This window comes from Streptomyces sp. ISL-94 (assembly GCF_018614075.1).
Taxonomy (GTDB): domain Bacteria; phylum Actinomycetota; class Actinomycetes; order Streptomycetales; family Streptomycetaceae; genus Streptomyces.
Genome location: NZ_JAGGOZ010000117.1, coordinates 26,108 through 47,668 on the forward strand (window position 1 = coordinate 26,108; position 21,561 = coordinate 47,668).

The 21,561-nt window shown below is 72.1% G+C and carries 25 protein-coding genes and 1 pseudogene; 10 read left to right on the forward strand and 16 right to left on the reverse strand.

The genetic code is table 11. The features are described from left to right. Positions 1–201 precede the first annotated feature (201 nt). Entirely contained in the window at positions 202–690 is a 489-nt protein-coding gene (locus tag J7E94_RS30075; protein ID WP_215019967.1) for an Hsp20 family protein, read from the reverse strand. A 135-nt stretch (positions 691–825) separates the two neighbouring features. On the opposite strand from J7E94_RS30075, the gene J7E94_RS30080 reads away from it, so the two are divergent. Continuing rightward, the gene (locus J7E94_RS30080; RefSeq protein ID WP_215019968.1) at positions 826–1,512 is read left to right on the forward strand and encodes a type III effector protein; all 687 of its coding nucleotides are present in this window, start codon (positions 826–828) and stop codon (positions 1,510–1,512) included. A 120-nt stretch (positions 1,513–1,632) separates the two neighbouring features. On the opposite strand, the gene J7E94_RS30085 is transcribed toward J7E94_RS30080, so the two are convergent. Then, positions 1,633–2,670, reverse strand: a complete 1,038-nt coding sequence (locus tag J7E94_RS30085) for a DUF6745 domain-containing protein (protein ID WP_215019969.1) — start codon at positions 2,668–2,670, stop codon at positions 1,633–1,635. Positions 2,671–2,731: 61 nt separating this feature from the next. Beyond that, positions 2,732–3,058: a hypothetical protein gene (locus tag J7E94_RS30090; RefSeq protein ID WP_215019970.1), complete on the reverse strand. Its 327-nt coding sequence runs from the start codon at positions 3,056–3,058 to the stop codon at positions 2,732–2,734. A gap of 168 nt (positions 3,059–3,226) precedes the next feature. On the opposite strand from J7E94_RS30090, the gene J7E94_RS30095 reads away from it, so the two are divergent. The 5 genes from J7E94_RS30095 (at position 3,227) to J7E94_RS30115 (ending at position 8,549) form a co-directional block, all read left to right on the forward strand. Further along, a complete protein-coding gene (locus tag J7E94_RS30095) occupies positions 3,227–4,186 on the forward strand; it encodes an STM4015 family protein (RefSeq protein ID WP_215019971.1) in 960 nt (319 codons plus the stop codon). Between the two features lie 10 nt (positions 4,187–4,196). Then, a complete protein-coding gene (locus J7E94_RS30100; protein ID WP_215019972.1) occupies positions 4,197–5,330 on the forward strand; it encodes an STM4014 family protein in 1,134 nt (377 codons plus the stop codon). Positions 5,331–5,460: 130 nt separating this feature from the next. Further along, positions 5,461–6,267, forward strand: coding sequence for an STM4013/SEN3800 family hydrolase (locus J7E94_RS30105; protein WP_215020061.1), 807 nt, complete (start codon positions 5,461–5,463; stop codon positions 6,265–6,267). Beyond that, a complete protein-coding gene (locus tag J7E94_RS30110; RefSeq protein ID WP_215019973.1) occupies positions 6,264–7,625 on the forward strand; it encodes an STM4012 family radical SAM protein in 1,362 nt (453 codons plus the stop codon). Before J7E94_RS30105 ends, J7E94_RS30110 begins: the two co-directional genes overlap by 4 nt. Positions 7,626–7,631: 6 nt before the next feature. Further along, positions 7,632–8,549: an STM4011 family radical SAM protein gene (locus tag J7E94_RS30115; RefSeq protein WP_308345526.1), complete on the forward strand. Its 918-nt coding sequence runs from the start codon at positions 7,632–7,634 to the stop codon at positions 8,547–8,549. A gap of 277 nt (positions 8,550–8,826) precedes the next feature. On the opposite strand, the gene J7E94_RS30120 is transcribed toward J7E94_RS30115, so the two are convergent. The 6 genes from J7E94_RS30120 to J7E94_RS30145 all read right to left on the reverse strand — a co-directional run bounded on the left by J7E94_RS30120 (position 8,827) and on the right by J7E94_RS30145 (position 15,007). After that, positions 8,827–9,558 (reverse strand): hypothetical protein, encoded by a 732-nt coding sequence (locus J7E94_RS30120; protein WP_215019974.1) that lies wholly within the window; start codon positions 9,556–9,558, stop codon positions 8,827–8,829. 794 nt (positions 9,559–10,352) lie between these two features. Further along, a complete protein-coding gene (locus tag J7E94_RS30125; protein ID WP_251057444.1) occupies positions 10,353–12,125 on the reverse strand; it encodes a PP2C family protein-serine/threonine phosphatase in 1,773 nt (590 codons plus the stop codon). Between the two features lie 519 nt (positions 12,126–12,644). After that, entirely contained in the window at positions 12,645–12,848 is a 204-nt protein-coding gene (locus tag J7E94_RS30130) for a hypothetical protein (protein WP_215019975.1), read from the reverse strand. Positions 12,849–12,870: 22 nt separating this feature from the next. Beyond that, a complete protein-coding gene (locus tag J7E94_RS30135) occupies positions 12,871–13,239 on the reverse strand; it encodes a PRC-barrel domain-containing protein (protein ID WP_215019976.1) in 369 nt (122 codons plus the stop codon). Between the two features lie 714 nt (positions 13,240–13,953). Beyond that, positions 13,954–14,403, reverse strand: a complete 450-nt coding sequence (locus tag J7E94_RS30140; protein WP_215019977.1) for an SRPBCC family protein — start codon at positions 14,401–14,403, stop codon at positions 13,954–13,956. A gap of 403 nt (positions 14,404–14,806) precedes the next feature. Continuing rightward, positions 14,807–15,007 (reverse strand): hypothetical protein, encoded by a 201-nt coding sequence (locus J7E94_RS30145; RefSeq protein WP_215019978.1) that lies wholly within the window; start codon positions 15,005–15,007, stop codon positions 14,807–14,809. A gap of 9 nt (positions 15,008–15,016) precedes the next feature. On the opposite strand from J7E94_RS30145, the gene J7E94_RS35070 reads away from it, so the two are divergent. Continuing rightward, the gene (locus tag J7E94_RS35070; protein ID WP_251057445.1) at positions 15,017–15,439 is read left to right on the forward strand and encodes a Glu/Leu/Phe/Val dehydrogenase dimerization domain-containing protein; all 423 of its coding nucleotides are present in this window, start codon (positions 15,017–15,019) and stop codon (positions 15,437–15,439) included. A gap of 19 nt (positions 15,440–15,458) precedes the next feature. Here the strand turns inward: J7E94_RS35070 and J7E94_RS30155 are convergent, their stop codons facing one another. Both J7E94_RS30155 and J7E94_RS30160 read right to left on the reverse strand, forming a co-directional pair. Next, positions 15,459–15,683 (reverse strand): hypothetical protein, encoded by a 225-nt coding sequence (locus J7E94_RS30155; protein ID WP_215020072.1) that lies wholly within the window; start codon positions 15,681–15,683, stop codon positions 15,459–15,461. A gap of 30 nt (positions 15,684–15,713) precedes the next feature. Continuing rightward, positions 15,714–16,021, reverse strand: a pseudogene (locus tag J7E94_RS30160) (dienelactone hydrolase family protein); the annotation flags it as partial. Positions 16,022–16,400: 379 nt separating this feature from the next. On the opposite strand from J7E94_RS30160, the gene J7E94_RS30165 reads away from it, so the two are divergent. Further along, positions 16,401–16,937: a DUF3887 domain-containing protein gene (locus J7E94_RS30165; protein ID WP_215019979.1), complete on the forward strand. Its 537-nt coding sequence runs from the start codon at positions 16,401–16,403 to the stop codon at positions 16,935–16,937. 96 nt (positions 16,938–17,033) lie between these two features. Here J7E94_RS30165 and J7E94_RS30170 read toward each other — a convergent pair whose 3' ends face one another. The 4 genes from J7E94_RS30170 to J7E94_RS30185 form a co-directional block, all read right to left on the reverse strand. Further along, complete coding sequence (locus J7E94_RS30170) at positions 17,034–17,480, reverse strand: MerR family transcriptional regulator (protein ID WP_215019980.1); 447 nt, start codon at positions 17,478–17,480, stop codon at positions 17,034–17,036. Next, on the reverse strand, positions 17,477–17,812 hold the full coding sequence (locus J7E94_RS30175; RefSeq protein ID WP_215020064.1) for a hypothetical protein: 336 nt from the start codon (positions 17,810–17,812) through the stop codon (positions 17,477–17,479). The genes J7E94_RS30170 and J7E94_RS30175 overlap by 4 nt, the downstream gene beginning before the upstream one ends. Before the next feature lie 257 nt (positions 17,813–18,069). After that, positions 18,070–18,402, reverse strand: a complete 333-nt coding sequence (locus tag J7E94_RS30180; protein WP_215019981.1) for a GYD domain-containing protein — start codon at positions 18,400–18,402, stop codon at positions 18,070–18,072. 234 nt (positions 18,403–18,636) lie between these two features. Beyond that, the gene (locus J7E94_RS30185) at positions 18,637–19,431 is read right to left on the reverse strand and encodes a DUF4190 domain-containing protein (RefSeq protein ID WP_215019982.1); all 795 of its coding nucleotides are present in this window, start codon (positions 19,429–19,431) and stop codon (positions 18,637–18,639) included. Positions 19,432–20,191: 760 nt separating this feature from the next. On the opposite strand from J7E94_RS30185, the gene J7E94_RS30190 reads away from it, so the two are divergent. After that, positions 20,192–20,593 (forward strand): cofilin family protein, encoded by a 402-nt coding sequence (locus tag J7E94_RS30190; protein WP_215019983.1) that lies wholly within the window; start codon positions 20,192–20,194, stop codon positions 20,591–20,593. Positions 20,594–20,764: 171 nt separating this feature from the next. On the opposite strand, the gene J7E94_RS30195 is transcribed toward J7E94_RS30190, so the two are convergent. Then, entirely contained in the window at positions 20,765–20,971 is a 207-nt protein-coding gene (locus J7E94_RS30195) for a hypothetical protein (protein ID WP_215019984.1), read from the reverse strand. A gap of 204 nt (positions 20,972–21,175) precedes the next feature. Here J7E94_RS30195 and J7E94_RS30200 point away from each other — a divergent pair, with 204 nt between their 5' ends. After that, complete coding sequence (locus tag J7E94_RS30200; RefSeq protein ID WP_215019985.1) at positions 21,176–21,451, forward strand: isoamylase early set domain-containing protein; 276 nt, start codon at positions 21,176–21,178, stop codon at positions 21,449–21,451. Positions 21,452–21,561 lie beyond the last annotated feature (110 nt).

Consider the following 21,561-nt stretch of genomic DNA (forward strand, 5'->3'; position numbering starts at 1 on the left):
TCGTCGTATTGCGTGATCGAAACCTGGCGCTGAATGCGGTGCCCGGCCGAGGACGGCGACCCACGTCCCACCTCTGCGCAACGGTCCGGGGCTGGCCAGATGGCAGATCCGGTCGGTGGCACGCAGCCGCGAGGCACGGCTGGCGCCGGCCCGCGGATGGTGCGCCGATCGCGGCCTGTCTGCCGGGGTCCGGTGTGGGGTTCAGGCGGCCGGCTGTGGCTGGAGGAGCTGCGGCCGGCCGAAGAGGAGTGCCCAGCCGTCGGGGAGTTGGTTCAGGATGCGGGTGAGGAGTTCGGGGCCGGCAAGGCGGGCGACGACGGCGAGGACGGCTCCGGTCTCCCAGCGGGTGGTGGCGGGGGTTGCGTAGTCGGCCTGGATGTGTTCGGTGTCGAGGGTGTCGGCCAGCGTGATCTGGCGGGAGAACACCCCGAGGGGCCGCTCGGAGAGTTCCATCTGCACGTTGTCGGCCTTCGCCGAGGGACGGCGTTCGGCCTTGACGGTGAGCATGTGCCGCTCGACGTCGATGTCGATCGCGTCCGCCGTGACGCCCGGGAGGTCGAAGGCGATCACGTAGTCGTCGCCATCGCGGTAGGCGTCCATCGGCATCACGGACGGCTTCGACCACGTGCCGGTGGTCCCCATGAGCTGCTGGGTGATCCGGTCGAGCTCGCGGAACGGGTCAGTGCGCATCAACGTCGCGAAACACCTCCAGTCGGTTCGGGCAGGAACTGCCAATGCGCTTCAACGTGCATCCGTTGTAACATGTCATCGAAACGATGACAAGCAAGGTGTCATCCTCAGGGTGACGAGAGCTGGAGGACATCTGTGACTGCCGCCGACAAGCCCGTCCCTCCCCCGGCCCCAGGCACCCACCCGGCCCGCGGGCCCGCTTCCTTCCTGGCCGCCGCAGCGGCACTGGAGGCCATCGGCAACACCGTGCGCGAGGCCCAGAGCGCCGGCCCCGCCACGCCCCCGACGGACGATGGCCCGGAGCAGGCCCTGGCCTCACTGCTTCTTCTGCGCGAGGTACGAGAGCAGCTCGCCGGATGGGAGCCCGGCCTGATCGAAACCGCACGGGAAGCGGGCGCGAGCTGGGCCGATCTCGCAGGGCCCCTCGGGGTCGCCAGCCGCCAGGCCGCTGAACGCCGCTACCTGCGCCTGCGCCCCGGCCCGGCCGACAGCACCGGCGAGCAGCGGGTCCAGGCCGTCCGCGACCGGCGTGCCGCCGACCGCACCGTCACCGTCTGGGCTCGCGGCAACGCCGCCGACCTGCGTCAGCTGGCCGGTCAGATCACCGCACTCACCGACCTCCCCGCCGCCGCCGAGACAAGTGTCCGTGAGCTCAGCAGTGCCCTCGGCCGCGACGACGCGGCCCAGCTCGTCGGCCCGCTCACCGCCACCCGCGACCACCTGGGCCCGGGGCACACCGACCTTGCCGACCGCATCGACACCCTCACCCGGCACACCCGCCGGCTCCGCCGCGACAGCAACCAGCAGCGCGGCGGCACCTGACGGCCGGTCCGCGCCTGCGACATCCAGCGGCCGACCACACCGCGTAGGAGTGGTCCGCGCACGGCGCGGAACTCACGTGTCGCGCCGAGTCGTCCGTCACCGCGGCCGCCGGCCCTGGCCTCATGTCTGGCGCAGGGGTACGTACGCCTGCTCGTCGAGGCCGAAGGTCCAGGCCACTCCCTGCTTGGCCGTGCGGGTATCGGGCGGGACGCGGAGCCAGTACGTGCGGCTGGTGCCGTCCGGTTCCGGGGTGGAGTTGACGACCTCCACCATGACCACGTCCTCGTCGTCCGGCAGGGGTATGCGCCACAGCACCCCCGTCTCGTCCCGGTGCACCGGTTCGGCCGCCGACTCGCTCAGGTAGCGGTCGTAGCCGTAGTGCTCCAGCATCACCCGCCGCAGCTCGGCGTTCTCCTCGTCCCGGATCCGCTCCGGCGTCAGACTGCCCAAGCCGTCCAGGAATTCGGCCGGCACGGGCATGCCGCGCCACGCGTGCAGCGCGAAGCCGTCCCGGAAGCCGAGGGCCGGACCGTCACCGCGGTCCAACCGGCCCGCCTCGTCACGGTGCAGCTCCACCGGCCGCTCGCACACCACGGCCAGCCGCTCGTACGGCCACCACCAGCCGGCCGAACGCGCCACCTCGGCCATCCCGTGCAGCGGCGACCCCGGCCCGGTGTCGAACGCGCACAGCCAGGCCGCGTCGTGCTGGCCGAGCACCGCGTCGAGGAGCAGCAGCCGTACCTCCGCCTCCTCGGCGCGGTCCTCCGCCAACTCCAGGAGCCCAGCCCGGATCCGGTCCGTCAGCCGCTCCGTGTTCGTCCACAGGCGGCCGCCCGTGGCGTTCCACCTCTGCCCCCAGCCCCGCGGGCCGAGCCGCCCCTGCAGCCGGTCCCGCTCGGCAGCCCAGGGGGCGCTGCGCACGGCCTCCCTTACGCTGCGGCCGCGCGCCTGCGTGCCCCAGGGGCCGTCGGCGTCGAGCAGCAGACCCAGCGCGGCCCGGGGCGAGTCCGCCCAGACGATCAGTTCCGGCTCCCGCAGCCCCGCCGCGCGGTAGGCGAGGCGCACGCCGGCCTCCGCCTCCGGGCGGTTCGCCGGCGCGGTGGCCGCGGCGGCCACCCGCCACACGTCGGTGTCGATGTCGTTGTCGTTGTCGCTCATCCCTGTCCTCCCCCTCGATCCGTCGATCGGTCGATCCGCCGATCGCTCGTTCCTCGACCGGTCAGTCCGCCACGAGCCGTACCGAGCCCGGCACGTACTCCCGCTGGCGGACCACCCGGTACCAGCCCTTCGGCAGCGGTATCGCGGCGTGTTCCTCGTGCACCACCCGCCCGCCGTCCGGGAGGTGCAGCAGCAGCGGCCCGAGCGGACCCCGCTCCCGCAGCAGCCGGCCCGGCCCCAGCACGGCGTGCGCGTGCCCGGTCACCTCACCCAGCGCCAGCACCATCCGGCCCCGACCGTCGCGCGGTTCCCCCGGCGCGTCGTCCACCTGCGGCGGCAGCTCCGACTCGCCGATCGGCGCGATGAGCACGTCCCCTTGCCTGTACACGCGTGTCCCCCTCCCGACGCGCCGCCCGGTGCGCCGCGTCGATTCGAAGGTAGGGCCGGGGTCTGACAACGGCCGCTCGGCCGCCCTGCCTGCGGCGTTGTCAGTGGCACTTGGTACAACTCTCAGCAGATCGACGCGGACGCGACAGGCGAGGAACGGCGGGGACACATGAGCTATGCGAGCCACCTGAAGGAGTCGTACGGGCTGCCCGTCTTCGACTTCCCCGGCCCGGAGGAGGAAGTGAAGACCTCCCTGCCCGAGCCGGACGCCGTCGCGTGGCGGATCTCGTCGGACACCTACGACGCGGACGAGGCCTGGCCCGAGACGTTCGCCCGGTTCGTCGCCGCCGTCGACACCACCCGGGTCCGTGCGATCGTGGTCGGTGCCTGGGAGGACGCCTACGAAAGCGGTCCCGAGGGGATCATCGAGGCACTTCTGGCCGCGCGTCCCCGACTCCCCGCCCTGCGCGCCCTGTTCCTCGGGGACATGGAGTCCGAGGAGTGCGAAATATCGTGGATCAGCCAGGGGGACGTCGGCCCGCTCGTCGACGGCTTCCCGGAGCTGGAGGAGTTCGGCGTCCGCGGGGGCACCGGCCTCGTCATCCCGCCGTTCACCCACCGGCGGCTGCGCTCCCTCACCGTGGAGACCGGCGGCATGCCCGCCGCGGCCGTCCGGAACGTGGCCGCCAGTGCGCTGCCCGCACTGGAACACCTCGACCTCTGGCTCGGCACGGCCGGATACGGCGGGGACTGCGAGCTCACCGACGTGGAGCCCATCCTCGGCGGCGACCGGCTGCCGAACCTGCGCCACCTGGGCCTGCGGAACTCCGACATCCAGGACGAGATCGCCGCCGCGACGGCCGCCGCGCCCGTCGTGGCCCGCCTGGAGACCCTCGACCTGTCCATGGGCGTCCTCACGGACGTGGGCGGGACCGCACTGCTCGGCGGCCAGCCGCTCACCCACCTCAAAACGCTCGACCTCCACCACAACTACCTGACCGAGCCGCTGAAGCAGCGCTTCCGGGACGTCTTGGAGCAGGCCGGCGTCACCCTCGACCTGCACCGCGGCCATGCCGAGGAGGACAAGTGGGACGGCCGCACCTGGCGCTTCGTCGCGGTCGGCGAGTAGCGCGCCGGCCATGACGGACAACGCACCGCCGCGGCGGGCCCCGGCGCGCTGGGCGGTCGTCGGCAACCCGGAGAACCGCCGCGTCGGCCTGTTCAGCCAGGCCGTCCGCGACGCCGGGCTGCCCGGACCCCGCGTCGTGCCCTGGACGGACGTGCTGCGCGCGGGCGGCGCCGAGTTCGCCGCCGACGAGCTCGTACGGCTGGACTCGCCGGGGGAGAACGCCGAGGTCGACCGGGTCCTGCGCGGTCTGGACAGTCCCACCCGGGTGGACGGGAGCGCCCGCTGGTACACGCGGTTCACCGGAGCGGTCCGTACCCTCACCGGCGGCCTCCGCATGGACGACGCCGGCGAGCTGGCCGTCCTCTTCGACAAGCGGCTCTGCCACCGCACCCTGTACCACGCCGGGGTGCCGGTCCCCCACTCCCCGACCTCGGGCGGCGGCACCCCCGTGCGCGGCTGGGACGACGTGCGGGCCCTCATGGACGCGCACGGGATGCCGCGCGCGTTCGTGAAGCCGGCGCACGGGTCCTCCGCGTCCGGGGTGGTCGCCGTCGAGACCGCCGGGCGGGGCCGGATCCGGGCGACCACCTCCGTGGAGACGGCCGAGGACGGGCATCTGCACAACTCCCTGCGGCTGCGCCGGCTGACGAGCGAGCGGGAGGTGGCGGCGCTCGTCGACGCCCTCGCCCCGGACGGACTGCACCTGGAGCGTTGGTGGCCCAAGGCCTCGCTCGACGGCAGGGCGGCCGACCTGCGCGTGGTCGTGGTGGCCGGCCGGGCCACCCACGCCGTGGTCCGCACGAGCCGCTCGCCCATGACCAATCTGCACCTCGGCGGACGACGCGGCGACCTGGCGGCCGTGACCCTGGCCGCGGGCCCGCACTGGGACGAGGCCCTGCGGATCTGCGAACGCGCCGCGGCCTGCTTCCCCGGCACCCTGTGCGTCGGGGTGGACCTGCTGCCCGCCGTCGGCTGGCGCCGGTTCGCCGTCGCCGAGGTCAACGCGTTCGGGGACCTGCTGCCCGGCCTCACCGGCCTGCCCCGCAGCGGCGCCGAGGGCCTGGACACCTACGCCGCCCAGGTGGCTGCCGCCCCCACGTACGTCCAGCACCACCACACGAGGAACCACTGTGCACCCGCCTGAGAGCGACCGGCCGCTGACCGGCCGGCCGCTGACCGAGCACGACACGACGCGCGGGGACGACACGGCACACCCGGGCGGCACGACGCACCGGGCCGACGCGACGCCGCCCGAGCGCGCGCCGCTCCCGGACATGAACGAGGTCGTCGGCCGCGACGACCTGCTCCTGCTCACCCTGGACACCCTCCGGTACGACGTCGCCGTCGAACTGGCCGCCGCCGGGCGCATCCCGAACCTGGCCCGCCACCTCCCGGGCGGTGTCTGGGAGCGGCGGCACGCCCCGGGCAGCTTCACCTACGCCTCGCACCAGGCGATGTTCGCCGGGTTCCTGCCCACGCCCGCCGCGCCCGGCCCGCACCCGCGGCTGTTCGCAGCGCGCTTCGCCGGCAGCGAGACAACCGCCGGGCGGACCTTCGTGTTCGACACCCCCGACCTGGTGTCCGGCCTGGCCGCGGCCGGGTACCGGACGGTGTGCATCGGCGGCGTCGGATTCTTCAACAAGCAGGGGGCGCTGGGCGATGTACTCCCGGGCATGTTCCAGGAGAGCCACTGGGAACCGGAGTTCGGCGTGGCGTCCCCCACCTCCTTCGAGGCACAGGTCGCGCGGGCCGAGCGGGTCGTCGCCGAGCTGCCGGCGGGCCGGCGGTTGTTCCTCTTCCTCAACGCCTCCGCCCTGCACCAGCCCAACTGGTTCCACCTGCCCGGCGCCGCCTGCGGGGCGCGGGACACCCGCGCCACCCACGCCGCCGCCCTGGAGTACATCGACCGGCACATCGGCCGGCTCTTCCGCGCGATGAGCTCCCGCCGCCGCTGCTTCGCCATCGTCTGCTCCGACCACGGCACCACCTACGGCGACGACGGCTACACCGGCCACCGCCTCGCCCACGAGGCCGTGTGGACCGTGCCGTACGCCCACTTCTTCCTGGAGCCGTCCGCATGACCGCCCCCGCCGCCCTCCCCACTCCGACCCGCGTCCGGCCGTACCAGAGTTACGTCTACGCCTACCCGCACAAGACGGCGTACCGTCCGCTGGCCGGCCGCCCGGCTCTGGGCGACCTGTGGCGGGGCGAGCGCAAGGACGCGCTCTCCCTCTACGTCCACATACCGTTCTGCGAGGTCCGCTGCGGGTTCTGCAACCTCTTCACCCGGATCGGCGCCCCCGACGGCCTGACCGGCCGCTACCTCGACGCACTCGACCGCCAGGCCGCGGCCGTCCGCGAGGCCCTCGGCGACGACGGCCCGGTGCGCTTCGCCGGCGCCGCGTTCGGCGGTGGCACCCCGACCTTCCTGACGGCGGACGAGCTGGACCGGCTCTGCGACATCGCCGAGCACCGCATGGGCGCCGACCTCCGGGCCGTCCCGCTCTCCGTGGAGGCCTCGCCCGCCACCGCGACCGCCGACCGCCTCGCCGTCCTCGCCGAGCGCGGCACCACCCGCCTCAGCATCGGCGTGCAGAGCTTCGTGGACGAGGAGGCCCGCGCCGCCGTCCGCCCCCAGCGCCGTGCCGACGTGGACGCCGCGCTCGGCCGGATCCGCGAAGCCCGCATCCCCGTCCTCAACATCGACCTCATCTACGGCATCGACGGCCAGACCGCCGCCACCTGGCGCGCCTCCCTGGACGCCGCCCTCGCCTGGCAGCCCGAGGAGCTGTACCTCTACCCCCTGTACGTCCGCCCCCTCACCGGTCTCGCCCGGCGCACCGCGCACACCGACCGCGCGTGGGACGAACAGCGCCTGAACCTCTACCGGCAGGGCCGCGACCACCTCCTCGCGCACGGCTACGAGCAGGTGTCGATGCGGATGTTCCGCCGCACCGGCGCGGCCCCGCAGGGCCCCGACGACCACGCCTGCCAGACCGACGGCATGATCGGCCTCGGCTGCGGCGCCCGCTCGTACACCTCCGCCCTCCACTACTCCTTCGACTACGCGGTCGACATGGGACAGATCCGGGCGATCATCGACGACTACACGGGCACCGAGGAGTTCGGCCGGGCGGTGCACGGCCGGTATGTGGACGGCGACGAGGCCCGCCGCCGCCATCTCCTCCAGTCCGTGCTCCAAGCCCGGGGCATGCCGGTCGCCGACTACCGCGCCCGGTTCGGCACCGACCCGTTCGAGGACTTCCCCGGGGAGCTGGCCGCCTTCGCGGCCCGCGGCTGGCTCGACGCCCGCGCCGGCGGGCCGGGCGGCGGGCTCCTGCGGCTCACCCCCGAAGGGCTCGCCCACTCCGACGCGCTCGGCCCCGAGCTGTTCTCCCCCGCCGTACGGGCGGCGATGGCCGCCTACGATCCCAAGTAGGCGCCCGTGCACCACCTGCCACTCCCCGGCGGCCCCCTCCGGAGCCGAGACGCGCACCTGACCGTCCTCTACCGCGGTCCGCTCGCCTCGTGCGACTACGCCTGCCCGTACTGCCCGTTCGCCAAGCGGCGCGACACCCCGGAGCAGCTGCGGGCGGACCGGGCGGCCCTCGAACGCTTCACGGGCTGGGCGGCCTCCCACACCGAGGGCCGGCTCTCCGTCCTCTTCACCCCCTGGGGCGAGGGACTGGTCCGCTCCTGGTACCGACGGGCCCTGGTCGAACTCTCGCACCGGCCGCGCGTCGAGCGCGTCGCCATCCAGACCAACCTCAGCTGCCGCACCGACTGGCTGGCGGACGCGGACCCCGCCACCGTGGCCCTGTGGTGCACCTACCATCCCGGCCAGACGCCGTACGAACGCTTCCTGGGGAAGGTGCGCGACCTCGCCGACCGCGGCATCCGGCACAGCGTCGGCATCGTCGGTCTGCCCGAGAACCTGGAGCACGCCCGCCGGCTGCGCGCCGCCCTGCCCGGCCACGTCTACCTCTGGGTCAACGCGGCCGAGGGTCACACCTACACCGACGAGGAGGCCGCGGCCTGGACCGCCCTGGACCCGCTCTTCCCGTACAGCCGCCACCCGCACCGCTCGGCCGGACTGCCGTGCCGGACGGGCGAGTCGGTCATCTCGGTGGACGGCGAGGGCACGGTCCGCCGCTGTCACTTCGTCCGTACGGAGCTGGGCAACCTCTACGACGGTTCCTACCGGGTGGCCCTCGCGCCGCGCCCCTGCCCGCTGGCCGTCTGTGACTGCCACATCGGGTACGTCCACCTGGAGACGCTGCCGCTCTACGACGTGTTCGCAGGCGGCGTCCTCGAACGCGTCCCCGCCGCCCCGGCCCCCACGCTTCTTCCCCTCGTCCGCTGAGGGCGGCGCCCGGCGTCCGGCGGACGACCGCGGCACACTCGCCCGGGTCCGGGCCATGGGCGCCGCAAACCGGTCGAACAGCAGCTCCACCAAGGCCCGCGGGACGGCGGGCGCCGAAACCGGCCAGCCCGGCTGGCATCGCTGTCGCGGGAGGCCCGGGCCGCGGCCGGGCGCAGCGGAACGGTCCGGCCGGTCGTGCACGGTCGGCCCGTGGTGTCGTGGCGGCCGCAGGCGGGGGACTGCGGCCGGGCCGGGCGACGGTGATCGCCGACGTCAGTCAGGCCGGGGCGTTCCAGGCGGTCGTCAGGCCGTCCAGCCACGCGGGCGGCAGCTCTGCGGCGTTCCACTCCTCCCGCAGCGCCTGCGGCGCGGCGATGAGCCGCTCCAGTACGGCGATGCTCGTGGCGGAGTGGAGGAGCGAATAGCGGCCGTGGACCGTGATCGTGCTGCCCGGTCCGAACGCAGCGAACAGCCGCTCCAGCCGGGTGCGGTGGGCCGCGGCGAACTGCGTCAGCCGCCCGGCGTACCCGGCCCGCTGCCGGGGGCTCATGGTGGTGAGGACGGCGGCGAGTACCTCCTCGGTCACCTCCGGATCCAGCTCCGAGGCCGCGGTGAACGACAGGTACAGGGGTGTGAGTGCCACCCGCGCCCGCTCCACCTCCATCCGCCCGGCCGGCGGACGCTCCCCGGCCGGGCCCGGCTGCCCCTCAGCCCCCACGACCCGTAGCAGGGTCCGCTCGGCAACGGCGCCGAGCTCCTCCAGGAGGTGCCCGGCGCCGTCGAGCCAGCCCGACTCGTACGCCGCGCCCTTGTCCCCGGGCGCGCTCCGGGCGCCGCCGCTCAGCTCCTCGTGCGCGAGAGCCAGTGCACCCGCCTCGACGAGCCCGGTCAGTTCCCGCGCGTCATCGGAAGGGACCCCCGCCCGCGCGAGGAGCTGCAGCAGCGTCGTCCTCGCGTTGTCGACACTGACCTCGTCCGGCCACTGCCGTCCTTCGTCAGCCGCGTTCATCGGGTCCTCCTCATCGCTCGGGTAGTGCGGTGTGTGCAACGTGATCGCTCCCTTCGACGGTCCAACGCCCGACAGCTGGGCTGTGCTCCCGGTGGCACAGCTCTGTCGGTCGGCACTGATCTCCGCCACCATGTCCGGGCTTGCCGGCACCACGTCCAGGAGGTCACGGGACCCCCGGAAGCGGCGACGAAACATCACGTCTTCCCCCCTCCCCCGGGGTGCCGGGGGCTCGCCCATGACATACCGACCACACTGCCGGCCCCGCTCCTCGGCTCCGCACCCTTACGGTGCCTGCCGCACTGACGGCGCAGGGCCGGCACTGACTGCACTGCCTATCCCCACGCCATTTCGCCTGCTCCCGCTCCTGGACGGGGACCCGGACGTCCAGGCAGGCGCGCTCGGGCTGCTGGACATGTCCGTCCTACACTCCTGCCGCTGTGTACGTATCCGCGGTGCTGAACGACCCACGCACCGTGGCACGCCACGAGAGTTGCTCCATCTGGGACGACCGCCCTCGGCCACTGCGGGCCGCCTTGCCGGAGTGGTCGGGTCAGGCCGCGGATTCAGCCGCCTGCGGCGAAACGACCGGCGAGACGACGGCACCGATCCGGGCGTCACCGACGCGGTCCGAGCTGTCCGCGGCACGATGTACGCCGCCGTCTCCTTGGATGTCTCCCATGACCGCGCACAGATCGAGCGCGCCGTCACGCTCGTACGCCGCTCCCGACCGCCATGCTCGGCATGCCCCGCGTCGGCCGGCCCGTCCGGCCACTCGTCCGGCAGGCAGGCCGACGTCAGCGCACCTCGATGACCACGAGGCAGCTGTCGTCGGCGAAGTCGCCCCGCGGGTACAGCGCCATGATCGAGTCCAGGACGCCCTGGGCGCCGAGGCCGGAGCAGCTCGCCAGGCGCTTGCGGAGCGTCGCGATGCTGTCCGTGATGTCCTCGTCCCGGCGTTCCACGAGGCCGTCGGTGTACAGCAGCAGGATGTCGCCCGGCTGCAGCTCGACCTGGGCCGTCGCGTACCCGTCCCCCGGCAGCAGGCCCAGCAGCGGCCCGCGGTGAGATGCGTCCAGGGTCGTCGCCGTACGGCCGCGGAGCAGCAGCGGCGGCGGATGGCCCGCGCAGGCCCAGGTCAGGCGGCGCGCCGCGTCGATGTGCCCGATGACGGCGGTGGCCGTCTCGGCGGTCGGGTCGGCGCAGATCAGCTCGTTCAGCCAGGTGGTGAGGTCGCCGGCGTCCGTACCGGGCGTGTGGGCGAGACCGGCCAGCGCGTGCCGCTGCTGGGCCATCCGTGCGACCGCCCCCAGCCCGTGCCCGCACGCGTCACCGACCGCGAGCAGGATCCGGCCGTCCGGCAGCAGCCGGCACTTGTACCAGTCGCCGCCTACAGCGGCATCCGGCTCGGCCGGAAGGTAGGCCGCCGCCACGGCGTATCCCCGTTCGGCGAGCTCGGAGGAGTGGGTGGGCAGGAGCGCCTCGCGCAGCGCCACGGCGACCCGGTGCTCGGCCGCCGCCTCCTCGATGATCCTTTCGGTCTGGCGACGGGTGGCCGCGAGCCGCTGTCTGCTGCGGACCTGCGCGGTCAGATCCCGCGCGATCAGGTACAGCGCCCAGGGCAGCCCGTCGGTGTCGATCACCGGCCGGCCCACGACGTGGAGGTGGCGGACGTCACCGTGCACGCTGAAGCGGATGTCGGTGCCCGGGGGTTCCTCGCAGTCGAACAGAGCCCTCAGCAGCCGGCCGAACCGGGGTGCGTCCTCGATCAGCACCGCGTCGCACAGCTCCGTGAGCGTCATCCGGCCGTCCGGTCCCGTACGGAAGATCGCGGCCAGCCCATCCGACCAGGTGGTGGTGCCGGCGAGCAGGTCGAAGTGCGCCCATCCCATGGTGGCGATGTACTGCGCCTCGAGGGACATCAGCTCGGTGTGCGCCCTCGCCGGCCGCCAGGTCGCCAGCACCTTGCCGCCGCAGGTCGCGGCGTCGTACAGCAGCGTCGTACGGTGCAGCCGGCCGCTGCGCCATTCGGTGTAGTCGACGGGGTGTCCCTTGAGGGCGCGGCCGGTGCGGAGGACGCCCGTCAGCGCGTCGAGCAAGCCGGCTCCCCCGGCGCCCGGCCGCACCGCCAGCAGCCTGCGGCCCACCTGCCGGTCGGGCGGGTCCAGCCACTCCGCGGACCGGACGTGGTTTCCCGCCCGGACGACGAAGTCGACCGTACGGCCGTCGTCGTCCTTGACGGGCTCGAGCAGCGCGGCCGACACCGGGATGGCGGGCAACGTGGCGCACACACAGCCCCAGGGGTCATGCTCCGCGGGGGCCTCGGCGCACTGGTGCCCGCGCTCCTCGCTGCCTCCGCAAGGACAGGCCTGCGGCGGGGGCTCCTCTGCCTCCGGCGAGGTGAGGGGCTGGTCGGGGGGCTCGCGCCGGATCCCGGCGGTGCGGCTCGCCGCGGCCCGCAGCGAGGCCACCTCGCGTGCGATGAGCAGCTTGAGTCCCTCGGGGTCCCCTGGAACGGCCGGAGTCATCAGGGGCCTGCCTTCCAGCTGGATCGTCCGGACAGGGCGCATGTCGTTGGTCGTCCGGTGGGGGGTCGTCCGGTGGGGGGCACACGGCCATGCTGCAAGCAGGGAGCGGACGCCGCACGCGGGAATCCGCCACTCGGATGTGGCGCACGGCACACCACGGGGGGTTTGGAAGCCCCGGGGCCGGATAGACGCGCACTGTCGGCGCGTTGCCCCTTTGAGCGGTGTGGCAACCGGCGAGATCGGTGGTCGTACGCGGTTTTCGTTCCCCCCGGAACCGCGTACGGCCACCGGTTTATGTGCCGACCGCATACCAGGACGAACGCGTGGCAGGCCGGGTCGGCATGGCGGCGCCGCGTCGTCCCGCCAAGGGGCCGGCACCGTCTGGCATCGTCGTCTGCCTCGGCTGCCAGGGGGCGGTCCCCGAGCGAGACAGCCCCGCGGGCGGCGCAGTCCACGACGAGCTCCCGCACGTCCGTGGCGCGGGGGGTCCGGTGCGCGGGGCAGGCCGGACGCCTGTGGCTCCCCGACGCTGTGGGCGCCGGGGAGCCACATCCTCCCACGTCAGCGGCCGCGGTCCGGGTCACGGTTCCGGTCGGCGGTGCGGCGCTGCGCCTGGGTGTTCGGGGTCAGCGCGTCTGCCGCCTCGCCGTCCTTGGTGCCGGGCATGACGGCGTTCTCGGCCTCCTCGCGCGCCTCCCGGTCGCCGCTCTCTCCCGGCGCCTTCGAGGGCGGGGCCGTCAGCGGGTGCTTGCCGTGCTCGCTCATCTCTCGCGCTCCTCGTGCCGGGTCAGAGAGGACGGCCGCCGAACGCGCCGCCGGAGCGGTAGTACGCGCCCAGTTCGTCGTGGTACCCGGCGTCGCCGAGGTGCTTGTCGCGGTGGAACTCGGGGGCGTTCTTGATCTGCTCCTTCGTTCGGTCGACGTAGACCCTCTCCTCTGCCACGTCGATACGGGAGACGGTGCCGGCGGGCAGGAGGACCTCCTTGCCGAAGATCCACGGGCCGGTGTCGACGACGATCCAGGCCGAGCCGGCCTCGTCCGAGTGCTTGTCGACCTTGCCGATGCTGCCGTCGACGGCCTCGACCTTGAATCCGGTCAGGTCCACGCCCTGCAGCCGGCCGGACGTCTCCCGGTAGCCCCACACGTTCTCACTCATGAAGAGTGTCCTTTCTGCTTGGCTGGGCTGTGATGCCTTGCGTGACAGCCCGCCTGCCCCGGTCGCCGGGTCTCACACGGGGCAGATGGGAGCGAACTTCGTCGCGCGGGCTCGTAGGGTACGGATCGCCCCGGCAAAGGGGGCCTCCGAGAGCGGTGTTCTGCGGCAGCGCGTCAGCAGCGGCCCGGCACGCCGGGATTCTGGACCTGCACCCCACCGGATCTGCTCGTCCCGCGCAGGGAGATCCCTTCATGCCACGGGACGAGTTCGGGGAAGTGGCGCTGGATCAGCTTGCCGGGTCGGGACTGCAGGAGCGGCGGTCCACTCGGCCGGGGGGCGTGGGAGCGGTCGTGGGCGTGGTCGAGCATCGGCTACACCGGCGGGCGTAGCGACTACCGGGTCCTCGCTCCCGCTAGGAAGCCGTGCTACACGGGGGGGTTGGCACCGCTCCCCGACGAAGAGGGACCGCAGCAGCGGGAGTCGCACGCGGGGCATTCCATGACCGTGCCGGCACGGTCACGGAACCGTCTGCCTTCGGGAAAATCGCCGGGGCAGACGGTTCCGGGTGGGGCTTTGTGTAGCGACCGGGCCGCCATGGGGTGTGGATCCGTCTCAGCCACCCACGCACTCGGCCCGCGGGGGCTGCCCCGCGGGCCGAGTTCGACATGACGGGAGTCGCCTGCCGGGGTCGTCCCCCGGCTGGCGAAGGGACGGTCAGAGGCGGCCGCGCCAGGAGCCCGTCTCGGCGCCGCGGTGCTCGATGAAGTGCTTGAACCGCTTCAGGTCGCCCTTGACCTGCCGGTCGACGAACCCGAGCTTGTCTCCGATGTTCTCCGCCATGCCTTCGGGGTCGAAGTCCATCATCAGGGTCACCTCGGTGTGGGCCGGGTCGATCGGCCGGAACGTGACCAGCCCCGACTGCTCACTCTGACCGCTCACGGTCACCCAGGCCACCTTCTGGTCCGGGACCTGCTCGGTGATCTCCGCGTCGAACTCCCGCTCCACCCCGGCGACCTTCGTCACCCAGTGCGTGAGCGTGTCCGTGCGCTGCTCGATCCGCTCCACGCCATCCATGAACTGGGGGAACGACTCGAACTGCGTCCACTGGTTGTAGGCCGTCGTCACCGGCACATCAACCTCGATCGATTCCTTCACCTGCGACATCAGATGTCCTTCCACAACTCGGGGCTCCGCCGGCGGCGGAGCCGTGAACATGACTCCCCTGCCCCACGCCCCTGCCCCGCTGTGCGGCACCGACACCACCCGTCCGGGACCAGCATGCTGGCGTGTCCGCGGCAACCGGCCCACCAGTGGGCGGACCAGAGCCGCTCCCGCGCGCCTGCCGACGTGTCGGAAGACGATCCGGTTCGAGGGCCGAGTCGTGGAGCTCTTCCTCCACACCCGTACTGGTCCCCTGGAACTCTTCGCTGCGGACGCCGCCGCACGTCGCGCTGTCTCGACCTGCCGGCCGTACGGGGCGTGTCCTGTTGACTGCTGGCGCAACCTGCCGGCCTGCTCGTACGCTCCCGGGGCCGGAAAGCAGCCCGCTCATTGGCCACTGGCTCGCTCACCACCAGCCGTTGGCCATCTCCAAGAGCAGGAGCAGGAGCAGGAGGGCGAGGGCGAGGAGGGTGGCTCTGGCTCTGGGGCTGATTCCGTAGGCTGATTGCCCTCTCCACAAGAAGAGTGACGCCGCCAGGCCGGCGCAGGCGGCCGTGGTGAAGATGTGCAAGAGGAGCGGGCCCGGCTCGTTTGCGGTCGCTCCCATCGTGATGCGGTGGTCATAGGCCACGACGGCGACTACGACAGCGACCACGGTGCACAGGAGTGTGGCAATCAGCCGCCAGATACGCCCTTCCACTCCCCGCCGGCCAGGCTGCACCGGCTGCTGGTTCTCGGTGGCGCGCCGCCTCGGCGGGGGGCTTGCAGCGGCGGTGCGGAGCATGGTCAGGGCGCTGTCGATCTCGGTGAGACCTCGGGTATCGGTCTCGTCTACGGCGATACCGAAGCCGGTGAGCAGAACGTGATCGTCTGCAGCCGGCATCACGTTGCGGACGCACTGAGGCTGGCGGCGGCGATGACCGAGAAGAACGCACTGGCCGGTCTGGAACACGGCGGCGCGAAGGCGGTCGTCGCCCTCCCGACCGCAGCCCGGCCGGCGCGGAGCGCACGGCCCTGCTCCACGACCTCGGCGACGTGATCGAATCGCTCGGCGGCCGCTACACCGCGGGCCCGGACGTGGGGAGCAGCCCGGCCGACATGTCCGTGATCGCCGAACGCACCACGCATGTCTGCTGCCGGCCCGTCGAGGACGGCGGCAGCGGCGACTCCCGGTGTACGAGGGTGTTGGCCACGTCCGGTTGATCGTGCTCGACATCCAGTTCCTGCCCGAGGACCAGTACGGTCCGGTCGTCGCTCTCGATCAGGTCACCGAGCGCGGTCATGGACCCTCCCGCCGTCTGGGAGCCGGAGCCTCAGCTGTCGGCCAGGGTGCGGCCGAGGAGGAGCAGGCGGTCCCAGTGGCGCTGCAGTGCGGAGGGGTTGAAGACGTCGGTGTCGGCCATGGTGAAGCCGTGGACGGTGCCGGGGTGGATCTCGCAGGTGTGGCGACACCTGCGGTGTCCAAGGCCTGGTTGAGCTCGCTGACGGCCTCGGGCCGCATGTCGTTTTCTGCGAGGCCGAGGTGGACTGGGGCGGCGAGCTTGGGGACGAGGAGGTGCGGGCTGTCGGGCGTGTCGGTGACCAGGGGGCCGGGGTGGAATCCGGCGACGGCGGCCACCTGGTCGCCGTACTTGCGCCACCCATTTGACGCTCCATCAGACCCCAGTGGCGATTGAACATCACCGGGACCCGAACTGTGACCCGCCCACCGGCAGCACCTGCCGCCACCCGGGGCGGAAAGACGCCCGCGAAGGAGGACGGTCACGAGCTCGCCTGGCCGACGGCCGCGCCTCCGGGCCGCAGGGTTGCGGCCGGCGGGAGCCGAAATGCGGCCGCGATTTCGGCGACCTAGCATAAAGGGTGGTCCCGAATGGCGGGTGGCGTGTGCCTCCGGCCGCGGCGACGTTCCTCAACTCCCTCTCGCCCGATGTTCGATCGGATGGCGCGCAGGGCAGAGCGGCGTATTTGCTCCCTCCCCCCTGGGGAAGAAGGAGAAGGCTATGGCTCTGATTTCTCGCAAGGACAGATCGTGCGGCGGGAAGCGGCGGCTGGAGCGGCGATTCATCCGGAGCCTGACCGTGGCCACGGTCGCTTCGAGTGCGTTGTTCGTCGGGAACGATGCCGTGTTGGGGGTGACGCAGGCGCGTGCCTCCGCGGAGATTGTGGTCCCAGCCGCGGAGGTGATGCTCCCACGTGCCGTGACGGTGCCTCGCCAGCCCCAGTACAAGCAGCTCGCTCTCGATACTCTCGCCGAGGTGATTCAAGGCAGCTTCACCGCTGTCTCATCCCGCTTCGATGAGGCGATGCAACAAAAGGTGTCTCCGGAGGCTCTCGAGCAGTCCTGGAAGAGTTACCAAGCGGAGTTCGGGCGCTACCAGTCCCATGGGGATCCCCAGCAGGTTGCATCCGGGAGTGGGACGGTAGTCAATGTGCCGCTGCGCATGGCGAAGCAGCCGGGAGAGTTCCGCGTCACCTTCAATGAAAGCGGCCGAATAACAGGTCTCTACTTCCTCCGAACGGGAGTGCCCGTCCCGTGATCACCGCATACGTCCGAGCCAGCTGCTGACATCCGGCCGTCGCGGAGTGGCTCAACTCGGGCGGGGGACGGGCTGATGTTGCTGCGTAGGAGCGGCTCAGCAGCAGGGCCCGGCAGGGCGGTTCTCCTCGGCGAGGTCCGTGAAGGGGAGGGGGCAGCAGGCGCTGGACGCGCAGACGGTCAGGTCGTCGCAGCCCGCTTCGAAGGCCTCGGCCAGGGCGGCGCGGATGGTGGTGAGGTCCGCGATCTTCGCGTCGACCTCGGCGAGCTTGGCGGCCGCCCGCTCCTGCAATCCGGCGACCGGGCGGCCGTGGCGGTGACGGCCTGCCTCCAGCAGCTCGGCCACCTCATCCAAGGTGAAGCCCAGGCGCTGGGCGGCCTTGATGACCCGCAACGCCGTCACCGCTTCCTCGCCGTACAGGCGGTGCCCGCCGTTGCTCCGCTCCGGCTCGGCCAGCAGACCGCGCCGCTCGTAGTAGCGCAGCGTCTGCACGTTCACCCCGGCCGCCTCGGCCACCTGGCCGCTGCGCAGGCCCGTGCTCACCGTGGATCCCTGGCGGCGCCGGCCCGTACGGCGAGGGCGGCCAGGACCGCCTCGTGCGCTTGGTCCACGGTGATGTCCAGGTGGACCGAGTCCTCGCCGGGGGTGACGGTGAAGGTGAAGAAGGAGCAACAGCCGCTCTCACGCTTCGCCAGGTCCCGGACCCGGGCGACGGCCCCCGGCCCTCCGGCCAGGTCAAGACGCAGGTGCAACGGCTCGGGGCGGGACAGGACGGTCAGCCGCTCGGAGAACAGCGCCTCCCACTCGGCGACCCGCAAGGGCCGCTCCTCGGTGGGCAGCGTGCAGGACTGCGGCACCCACGCCGGATCGGTCATCGTGCTCACTCCCGTCCTCATCGGTCCCCGCAGTGGGGACACCTCCGACGGTAAACCTGTACCTGGGTACAGGATGCAAGCGGCCGCTGAGCGCACCGTGGGTGGCAGGTCGGCGGCACCGAGCTGCGCCGCGCCGCCGACAGGCCGTACCCGTCACCTGGGCGCCGAGCCAGACCGGACCCCGGGTGCCACCCATCCAGGAACGAGACCCGCAGGACCCAGCGCGACTCGCCGATGCCCACACATCCGAGTCTTGTTCACCGCTGCATGCCAGGAGCCTGATATCGGATCTGGCCGGCTCGGCGCAAGGCATCCAGCGTTTCGTCCACGGTCAGGAGAACGGTCGTCTCAAATGAGCTGAGCGCGCCGCCTCCACTGATCGCCAGAGCCACCGCGGCCATGGACACGTTGTCCGGAGCTTCCCAGAGGTTATAGCCGTCGTGCGTGCCGAAGGCGTACCAAAAGCCGTGGAGCTTCCCACCGACGGACTCGATGTACGACTGAGCGGCCTTCCCGCGGTCCTCGGGGTGCGCGGTCAGCCTCGCCCACGTCTCCGGCGTGTAGCTGAACCTCGACAGATAAAGCGGCATCGTGTCTCTCTTTCGCTTCCTCAAGAGATGCCCGCGCTGGTGGAAGAAGCGCCGGAGGTGGCCCACGGATCCCCCAAACAGCCGGGGACCATGACCGGTACGGCCCACAGTCAGCGCCTCTGCGTCCGGAATCGGCCCGACCTGCGGCCGCCCCCGGTCGGATCGCTACGCAGATGCCGTCCTCGATGGAGCGGCCGGTGGGGTCGTCCCGCACCTCCGACCGACCACTGCGGCTCAGGAACCGGTGGCGCGGACCGAGCCGGTGCTGGGGCCGTTGGTGTGGCCCAGGAAGCAGGTGACCTCTCGGTCGCCGCGGATCCAAGTGGCGCGCTGCGGGTAGTAGTAGAACACCTCCAGCGTCTCCGGGAGTTTCGCGTCGTCGCCCACGTAGTCGGTCAGGGCGGTGCCGCCGCACTTCTCCTCGGCGATCGAGATGACCTTGTCCTTGCCCGGGTACGCCCCGTCCTCCAGGGTGGCGACGGTGTACGCCTCCCCCTCGTGGGGTTCGCCGCAGGGCACGATCTTCACCGAGAAGCCGGCCTGGCCGCCGTCCTCGTCGTTGTACTCCGCCAGTTTGCCCCCCGTGTTGAAGCAGTCCCCCGTACGGATGTCCTCCACGTCGATGGAGCCCGGGGTGGTGACCTGGCCACTGCTGTCGCGCTTCGGCGGAGGGCCGTCGTCCAGTGCTCCGGAGAATCCGAAGATCAGCGCGATCGCGGAGAGCGCGATGGTTGCGCTGTGGATGGCGATGGCCGCGATGGCGAATCCCTTGCCCTTCTCACCGCGGTTGCGGATCTGGGAGAGGGCGATGATGCCGAGGATCAGCGGGACCAGCGGAAGCGCGCAGACGATCGACATGACGAACGCCACGATGGCCAACGCGTTGGTCTTCTGCGGCGTCAGCGGCATCTGGGGCGGCGCGTGCCAGCCCTGCGGGCCGCCGTACGGCCCGGGCTGCCCCGGCTGTCCGTACGGGCCCGACTGGGAGTACGGCCCGGGGGACGACGGCGGCTGCGGCGGTATGGACATGCGTGGTGCTCCTTGTACAGGGGGTGAGACGCAACCTACAGCCGGGGGGTGACAACGCCGGTTGGGGGGGTCTGATGGGTTCCCACCTCTCAAGCGCTCACCCGCCGACTCCACCCCCTTGGCTCTGCCAACTCAGCCCGCTGGGGAGCGAGTAGTGCCGATCAGAGGCCGGCAATCAGGTGCAGCCGGTACCCTTTCGTGCGCTGGGCCTGGACCACCGAACGCACCGGGGCCACCGCTCCAGTTCACCGCCGGCACTGGGCGGAGCAGGGCAGAGGGTGGAGGCGGCCCGTGGACGGCCGGGCCTCTACCGGATCTCCCGGCCGGCAGCCAGACCGGCCCACACCACACGGCCGTGGTCGTCCCGCTCCGGATCCCCGTCGCTGACCGCCATCGCTCGCCGCGCGACTCTCGCCGAGATGAAGTGGAGACCGCTCAGTTGGGCGTGCCGGGGCCTTGTCCCGCTCCCGCTCTGCGCCGTCGTCGGCTGGATGACGTCTTACTTGTCATCGGATGGACGACATGTTACAACGGCCGGCCCGAGCGGCGGAGGACGGGAGCCCCGCTCCCTCCGGCAACCCGTCCTCCGCACCCTCTGCGATCACCGCGTCGTCCTGGTCCCCTCGGTGCCCACCCCCTCGGCGCCGCCGGGCCCGGCTCGCGAAGCCGTGTTCCACCAGCCTGACCCATGAACGCATCTTCGACGGTGGCCGTTCGTTGATCCGTGGGTCCTGGCCGGCCACGATCGAAATGAGGCCCTGTGAGCACTTCCATCACCGTCTCGGACGACTGCCTCCATGCCTTGCATCGTCTGCGCGAGCGGCGGGATGTCAATACCGTCATCCTCCGCCACGATGACGCCGAGGACGGGCTGGTGCTCGAGCTGGAGGGCAATTTGACGCATGACGAGGTACTCCAGGCCCTGCCTGCGGACGAACCGCGCCTCGTCGCCCACGAACTCACCTTCGCGACCTCGGCGGGCATGCGCAGAAGCGAGCGGCTGCTGATCCTTTGGTGCCCTGCCGCCGCCGGGGAACAGGAGCAGCCCTACTCGGCCGGCCGTGCCGTCCTGGAGGAGCTCCTCGAAGGCACCCATCTCCGGCTCAGGGCCTCGCAACGGGAGGAGTTGGCGTACAGCCGGCTCGTGGGCCAGGTCAGTTGACGGGCGTTCCGTGCCCTTCGCGCCCACCCGCTGGACAGCCGGTCCATGGCCGCAGGCGCCGACCGCCCGCGCCTTGCGCCGGCTCCGCGCGCACGTGACAGGACCCGGCCGGGTGATGGTGACTGATCCCGGCCGGGTCCTGCGTGCGTGGGCGTAAGGGCTTGCCCGCGGTCAGATCTCTTCGTCGAGCATCTCGTCCGCGTCGCGCTCGCGCCGCATCTCGTCCTCACCGCGCCGCTTGAGCTCTTCGGGGCTCTTGCCCCGGACTCCCTCCTGCCCTGCGACGGGGTGGGCGGGGTCCTGGCCGGGGCGGCGCATGCGCTCCTGCTCCTCGCGGCCCTTGCCCGGCTGCTGGTGCTTGTCCTTCATACCGCCCATGACGGCGACTCCTCTGTGACGCGTGGCTGAGGTAATTCCTCGCCTCCACACTGGCACGCCTGGTCACGATCCGCATCCGCTGCATCACGGAACGTGCTGGGTGGGTGATACGGGGTACCGGGTGGTGGCGTCGACATGCGGCCGGGGTACCCGCCGCTGACTATGGGCCTGTACCCCCACCCCCACCACCGGTCAGGAGCCCCCATGCTGGAACGCACCCCGCGCAAGGACCGCACCCAGGTCACCTTCATCCTCCCCACCGACACGCCGCCGGGACCGGTCTCCGTGGTCGGCGACTTCAACGACTGGAGGCCCGGCATCCACACCCTGACGCCCCGCAAGGACGGCAACCGCGCCGTCACGGTGGAGCTTCCGAGCAACAGCACCCACTCGTTCCGCTACCTCGCCGCCGGCGACTACTGGTTCAACGACGAAACCGCCGTCGACCACGACGGCCCCAACAGCCGCCTCCACACCTGATCCCCACGTCGCCCGGGCGGCCCATGACGGGCCTGCCCTACCCGGTCCGGTACGCGCCGGCCCGGTCGGTGCGCAGGGTGAAGCGCCCCGGCCGGGAGCGCCGTCCGCAC